General features: G+C 27.2%; 5 protein-coding genes. All 5 read right to left on the minus strand.

Annotated features, from left to right (window positions below; translation table 11 throughout):
• Nucleotides 1-96: 96 nt before the first annotated feature.
• A complete protein-coding gene (hydE, locus tag Q0H31_RS12615) occupies nt 97-1,218 on the minus strand; it encodes a [FeFe] hydrogenase H-cluster radical SAM maturase HydE (protein WP_295298717.1) in 1,122 nt (373 codons plus the stop codon).
• Nucleotides 1,219-1,377: 159 nt separating this feature from the next.
• A complete protein-coding gene (gene hydF, locus Q0H31_RS12620) occupies nt 1,378-2,556 on the minus strand; it encodes a [FeFe] hydrogenase H-cluster maturation GTPase HydF (protein WP_295298719.1) in 1,179 nt (392 codons plus the stop codon).
• A gap of 319 nt (nt 2,557-2,875) precedes the next feature.
• Nucleotides 2,876-4,300, minus strand: a complete 1,425-nt coding sequence (gene hydG, locus Q0H31_RS12625; protein ID WP_295298722.1) for a [FeFe] hydrogenase H-cluster radical SAM maturase HydG — start codon at nt 4,298-4,300, stop codon at nt 2,876-2,878.
• A gap of 38 nt (nt 4,301-4,338) precedes the next feature.
• A complete protein-coding gene (locus Q0H31_RS12630; RefSeq protein WP_284602004.1) occupies nt 4,339-4,590 on the minus strand; it encodes a TM1266 family iron-only hydrogenase system putative regulator in 252 nt (83 codons plus the stop codon).
• Nucleotides 4,591-4,721: 131 nt separating this feature from the next.
• Complete coding sequence (locus tag Q0H31_RS12635; protein ID WP_295298726.1) at nt 4,722-6,875, minus strand: tetratricopeptide repeat protein; 2,154 nt, start codon at nt 6,873-6,875, stop codon at nt 4,722-4,724.
• Nucleotides 6,876-7,150 lie beyond the last annotated feature (275 nt).

Here is a 7,150-nt window from a genome sequence, read left to right on the forward strand (position 1 = left end):
TATGATACACCTATGCTATACTTTAAGAAATTAAGGAATTCCTAACTGCAATATGTCTGGCTCCTGTGCATATTATTTTTTAATTAAATATAAAAACTATTTTCCTCTGTTTATATCAAAATCTCCTCGTTCCCCTGTAAGTATGTATCCAATATTTTTTATGTTTTTTCTAAGGCTTTCAACTCCTTCAGCAGATTCTGTACCTGTTGCTATTTTGTTATTATATAGTGAATATTTTTTTCTCACATCAAGAGGAGATAAATTAGGCATAACAACATTAGCTCCATAGAGTATTCCAAGTTCTCTTCCTCCTTCTTTAATGGTGCCAAGTGCAGTAGTTGCTGGTATTAATGCTAATGGAAAAATTAAACGAAGTATTGCTATGAGTGTCAACGTAAGTTCTAATTCTCCCTTTTTTTCTTTAGCAAATGGTGTGTCTTTATGAGGCAAAAAAGGTCCTATGCCTATCATCTCAGGATTAATCTCTTGCATAAACATTAAATCATCAGCAATATTCTCCAAAGTTTGATAAGGGCTTCCAACCATTATGCCTGTGCCTGTTTGATATCCTATTTTTTTTAAAGTTCTTAAACATTCTTTTCTATTTTCTAAACTCATATTTTTAGGATGAAGTTTTGAGTAGTGAATATCGTCAGCTGTTTCATGCCTAAGTAAAAATCTATCAGCTCCTTTTTCTTTTAATGTTTTATAATACTCTTCTTCTTTCTCACCTATTGATAATGTTAGAGCACAATCTGGAAATTTAGTTTTAATTGCTTCAACTATATCAGACATTATGTTTATATTATAATAAGTGTCTTCTCCGCCTTGAAGCACAAAAGTTCTAAAGCCTATTTCATAGCCAATCTCGCAGCATGATAAAATATCTTCTTTACTTAGTCTATAGCGTTCAGCATTTTTGTTGTTCTTTCTTATTCCGCAGTATATGCAGTCATTTTTGCAGTAATTAGTAAACTCTATAAGCCCACGCATAAAAACATATTTACCAAATACTTTGTCAGCTTTCTCTCTTGCTTTAATTCTTAAATACTCTTTTAAGCTTCTTAGTTCTTCTTTTTCTTTATCATTTAAATTTTTTATATTGATATTATTATCATATTCAAAAGATGATAAAAGAGTGAAAGCATCTTCTCTTGATATTTTTTCTTCTATTTCTATTTTGTTAATAATATCTTTTGCTTTATTTGTATTAATCAAGTTTATGTTCCTTTATTTTTAAAAAAAAATTAATAAATTATTTTAAATATGAAACACTAATAATATTATTTTTTATTTGCACTTTTTGGTTCTTTTGACGAAGTCCGCACCGCGAGCGGCGGGGAAAAAGAACAACAAAAAATTAATAAATGTAATTAGTTATATATACTTAACACCATTAATTTTCGCTATAGTCATGCCATAATTAGTTATAGGCACATTCTGCTCTTCGCATATTCTTATTCTATTTAAAATATGTTTTCTGCTACCCATGCATCCTCCGCAATGTATCACCAAATCATATTTTGATAAATCATCTGGAAAATCAGCCCCTGCCGCATAATCTATATCAAACTCAAAACCGAATTTCTTTTTTAATAGATTAGGAATTTTTACTCTGCCTATATCGCCTTCCAAAGGAATATGAGTACAGCTTTCTGCTATTAATATTTTACTTTCTTTTGTTAGGCTATCTATAAAATCAGCACCTCTTTTGTATACTTCTTCATTTCCTTTATAACGAGCAAAAAGAACTGAAAATGAAGTTAATAAACTCTCTTTAGGTTTCAATCTTTCTACTTCTTTGAACACTTGAGAATCTGTTATTATTACTTTAGGAGCTTTACTTAATGCTTCTAATGCATTTTCAAATTTATCAAATGTTGAAGCAATGATTATAGCCCTATTGTCTAAAATATCTCTTATAGTTTGAACCTGCGGAAGAATGAGTCTGCCTTTCGGAGCTTGAATATCCTGCGGCATAACGAGCATTACTATATCATCTTCTTTTATTATATGTCCTGTTATACTTATCTCTTCTGTTTTTGGAATAGTTAATTTTATAGCTTCTATTAGTTTGTCTATATTAATTTTATTATTAGCACTTATTGAAATAGTTTCTATATCAAATACATCTTTTATATTTTGTTCTATTTGTTTGTAATTATTATTTAAATCTATTTTATTTATAACTGCCACAATAGGTATCTCTAAACTTGTTAGTTCATTTTTCCATTTTAACTCAAGCAAATAATCATTAAAATTAGCATCAAATACAAGCAGAGCAATATCCGCTGACTCCATTATTTTTTTTGTTTTTTTTATTCTTAATTCCCCAAGCTCTCCCTCATCATCAAAGCCCGCAGTATCAACAATAGTGCAGGCTCCTATTTTATTTATTTCTATCGCTTTTTTAACAGGGTCGGTAGTAGTTCCTGCAGTATCTGAAACTATTGCAACATCTTGATTTGCAATTGCATTGATAATACTTGATTTACCTACATTTCTTCGTCCAAATATTGCAATGTGTGTTCTATTTGAATTTGGTGTATCATTCATATTTTTTCCTATTTAATAATTAATTTATATATACTCAATTTTTTTAGACTTATTAAAAGTAAATTTTTTATTATTCGCAGGGCTTTGCCCCGCACCCCACTTCTTTTGTTGCCACAAAGAAGCAAAAAGGCTATACTTTATGAAGTTTAGCTTTATATATATGGGAAAAAATATATATTATTTTATATTCATTTATACATATTACCAACATATAAAGCAAAACACTCGCACTTTTTGGTTCTTTGACAAAGTCCACGCCTTGTAGCTGTGGGAAAAAGAACAATAAAAAATTTAAATATATACACTAAAATAAATATATTTAAAACTTAAAATCTCTCCTTCCTTCATCTATTCCTTTTAAAGCTTCTACCAATTTTACTTTAACTTTTTCATTAGGTATGCGTTCTATTTCATTATTCATAACTTTGTCTATTGATTTTTTAGTTTCTTCTTTAGCATAATCATTCTTGTACTCTTTCAAAGTTATTATAGCATTAGCCTGACAGAAATTTTTTATTTGTCCGCTTTTAGCAAAAGACATAAATCTATCGCCCGTTCTTCCTTCTCTGTAGCAAGCAGTACAAAAGCTTGGAAGATAATCTATATCACAAAGCCATTTTATAACATCATCAAGTGAACGGTTATCAGAGATTTCAAATTGTTTAGAGTTCTCTTCCTCCTCTTCAACATATCCGCCCACACTTGTTCTTGAACCTCCGCTTATCTGTGAAACTCCAACTTCCAAAACTTCCTCTCTTGATTTTTTACTCTCTCTTGTAGAAACTATTATTCCAGTATAAGGGACAGCAATTCTTAAAACAGCAACAATCTTTTTGAATAAACTGTCTGTTATAGCATTAGGAAAACTCTTCACATCAACATCATCAGCAGGTCTTATTCTCGGCACGCTTATTGTATGAGGGCCGCACCCAAAAGTCTCTTCCAAATGTTTGGCATGATAAAGCATAGCAGTAAAATCATATTTATAATTATAAAGACCAAATAATACCCCTATACCAACATCATCAATACCGCCTTCCATTGCTCTATCCATTGCTTCAGTATGATATTCGTAATTGCTTTTTGGTCCGCTTGGATGAACTTTCTCATAGGTTGCTTTATGATAAGTTTCTTGAAATAATACATAAGTACCAATGCCTGCATCTTTTAACTTTTTATAGTTTTCTACTGTAGTAGCCGCAATATTAACATTCACCCTTCTAATTGCACCGTTTTTATGTTTAATGCTGTATATTGTTTTTATTGACTCAAGTAAATATTCCATGCTTGCATAATCCGGGTCTTCTCCTGTTTCTAATGCAAGTCTTTTATGCCCCATATCCTGCAATGCTATCACTTCCGCTCTAATTTCATCTTGAGTTAATTGTTTCCTAACTATATGTTTGTTTTTGGCATGATAAGGGCAGTAAACGCATCCATTAACACAATAATTTGATAAATAAAGCGGAGCAAACAATACAATTCTTTTTCCATATATTTCTAATTTTATTTTCTTTGCTATTTCAAACATTTCATTTTCTATTTTCTTGTCATCGCAAAGAAGTAAAGCCAATGCCTCGTTAGGTTCAAGCCCTTTCATCTCATTAGCTTTGTTTAATATATCTCTTATATTGTAATTTCCGCTTTCAACTTGAGATATTGTTTTTAATATTTCTTCATCGTTAATAAATTCATTTGCATTTCTTGACTTTGAATCGTACTTAAATAAAGTATCCGAAGACATAATATAAACTCCTAATAATTAAATAATCAAACTGCTTATTATTTTTTGTTTGCATAAAGTGCTTTTGCAGAAACACCTTCAAGCATACCTAGTTTACCAGTTAAACTATTAATTTTATCATTAGGAGCATTTAAGACTATACTGATTATATTTATATTCTCTTCTCTATAAGGAATACCCATTCTTCCTATAATAAAATCGCTGTATTCATGCAAAACTTCATTCACCTTTGAAACATTATCAGTATTTTCAATTATTATACCTATAACAGCAATTCTATTATTTTCCATAAATCAGATAAATACAAATTATAAATAAATTCCTTCATGATAAACATTAACAGTTGTTCATTTAGGTTAATAATATTATAATAGTTATTTTTAATTTGTAAATAATATTTTTTTATAAAATTATTATGGTTTTAAACAAGTCTATTCAAATTTTCTAAATATTCTTTTGCTTCATCATCATAAATATTAATATCCAAAACTTTTTTGTAGCATTCTTTAGCTTTTTCTTTATCATCAATTTTTAAATATAATTCCGCCATTTCTCTTAGAGTATAACAGCAGTATGAATGTACTTCAAAATATTTTTTATAAATATCTATAGCTTTTTTATAATATTCTTTTGCCAAATCTTTTTCATTAAGATCATTATAAATTTCTGCTATAGAAACATAACATTCCTCACGATTAGGTTCTAATGAAATAGCATGTTTATAACATTTTAATGCTTTATTTTTATTGCCTATTTTTATATATAAATCGCCTATTTCCTTTGAATAAAAACCTTTAAATTCTTTTCTCTCCCATCTGTTTTCTATTCTGAACATACGACTAGTACTTTTTATTTCAAGTTTTATAGCTTTTTTATATGCTTCAATAGCTTTGTTTTTATTGCCTATAGAATTATATAAATCTCCTATAATCTCTAAAGTCCAACAACTTTTATCTTTTTCATTTTCATAAACCTCTATTGCTTTTTTATAATATTCTTCTGCATTTTCTTTTTCTCCTAAACTTTCATAAATCTCTGCAATATATATAAAATTATCCCCGTCTTTTTTATTATCATCTAAATTGATATATTTTTGATAATATTCAATAGCCTTATATTTTTCTCCTATATGCATATATAAATCAGATAATATTTCATAATCATTCTTATCAGCATAATAATTAAGAGCTTTATTAATAAGCAAATCTTTTTTATCATGTTTTAAAAGTTTATCATACAAATCTAATAATTTTATTATATTACTATAAATATTTGCATTGCCTCTATCTTTATTTTCAAATATATAATTCATATATTTTTCGTACATCTCCAAAGCCTTATCATAATTTTTAATTTTTTTATAAATATCACCTAAACTATAATAATCATTATTATCAAAATGATTAATTTCAATAAGTTTATTATACATTTCAATAGCTTTATCATATCTGTAAATGCTTTTATATAAATGAGCCAAAGTTTCATAAACTCTATAATTAATATTCTCTTTATTATTCAGTAAATATTTTTCAAGTACATTAGCTCCTTTATCATATATTCTCAAATCAAAAGAATATATAGTTTCTAATCCATCATAATATTCAAAATTATTAGGCTCTTCTTCTATAAGCTGATTAAATGCTTCTATCAAATATCTATAGTCTTCAATATCTTTATTATATAGATATCTTATCCAACGCCATTCATGTTTTTTAATATATTTTTTATATGCATCAATACCTTTCTGATACTCTCCTAAAGCCATATAAGATTTAGCTAATGCATTTATTGCACTGGTATCTTCAATATAATCACAAGAAGGATGAATTTCTAATACCTTCTCATAATTTTCTATTGCCTTATCATATTCTTTTTTCGCAAAATATGATAATCCTAAATACATAAAATCGCTTTCATCATGCAAAGGAAGTTTTATTATTTCTTTAAACACTTCTATTGCTTCATCATATTTGCCCAATTTAAAATATGATTTTCCTATCACAGTAAGATAATATTCTAAATGATTGTCATAATTAAAAACATAGCTTTTATTTAACTTAACTGCTTTTTCAGCATATTCTATTGCTGCATAATAATTTTTATTTTCATAATTAATATATCCTAAAAGATGCCAATATTCTGAATCATTTTTATTTAATTCTATAGCTTTTTTAATAAGTTTTAATGCTTCATTATAGTTTTCATTTCTTCTGAAACAATATATATAATTGGCTGCCTTATAGTATAATGCTTTATCATCATTAGGATTTATTAACAAAACTTTTCTAAACTGCTTTTGAGCTTTTTTATTATCTCTATTAGAATAATATGCTCTTGCTAATAAAGTTAAAGCTCTTGTATTATTTTTATCTTTTTTAATATACTCTTTTAATACTTCTATAACTTCATCAATTATATTTTCATTATTATTCTCATCATTATTTTGATAATCTTCATCATTTTCATTATTATCTAACTTGTTATCTGCTTCAGTTGAATCAGTTTCATCAAGTTCATAAGAAAACTCTTTGTTTATTATATTTTCGATTTCTTCTAAAGTATATGATTTTTTCATAGTGTAACTCCTATATTTTTATTATTTTTTTATATATAGAGGTACAAAAAACGGCTTCACGGTAGGTTTTGAATATAATATAGTATAGTGAACTCAATACAGTTTGTCAATTTTAATATTTTCGTAGATGCATTATCAACTTTTTTACAAAATGTAAGATTTTTATTATAAACATTGATATTTTAATATAAATTTAGTGGCTGTCCTAGATAACTAAAAAAGCTCCTTTCTTGCTAAATTATATATAATTTCCAACTGTTTTTCAACTTTTGGAT

The organism is uncultured Brachyspira sp. (assembly GCF_934747485.1).
Classification (GTDB): domain Bacteria; phylum Spirochaetota; class Brachyspiria; order Brachyspirales; family Brachyspiraceae; genus Brachyspira.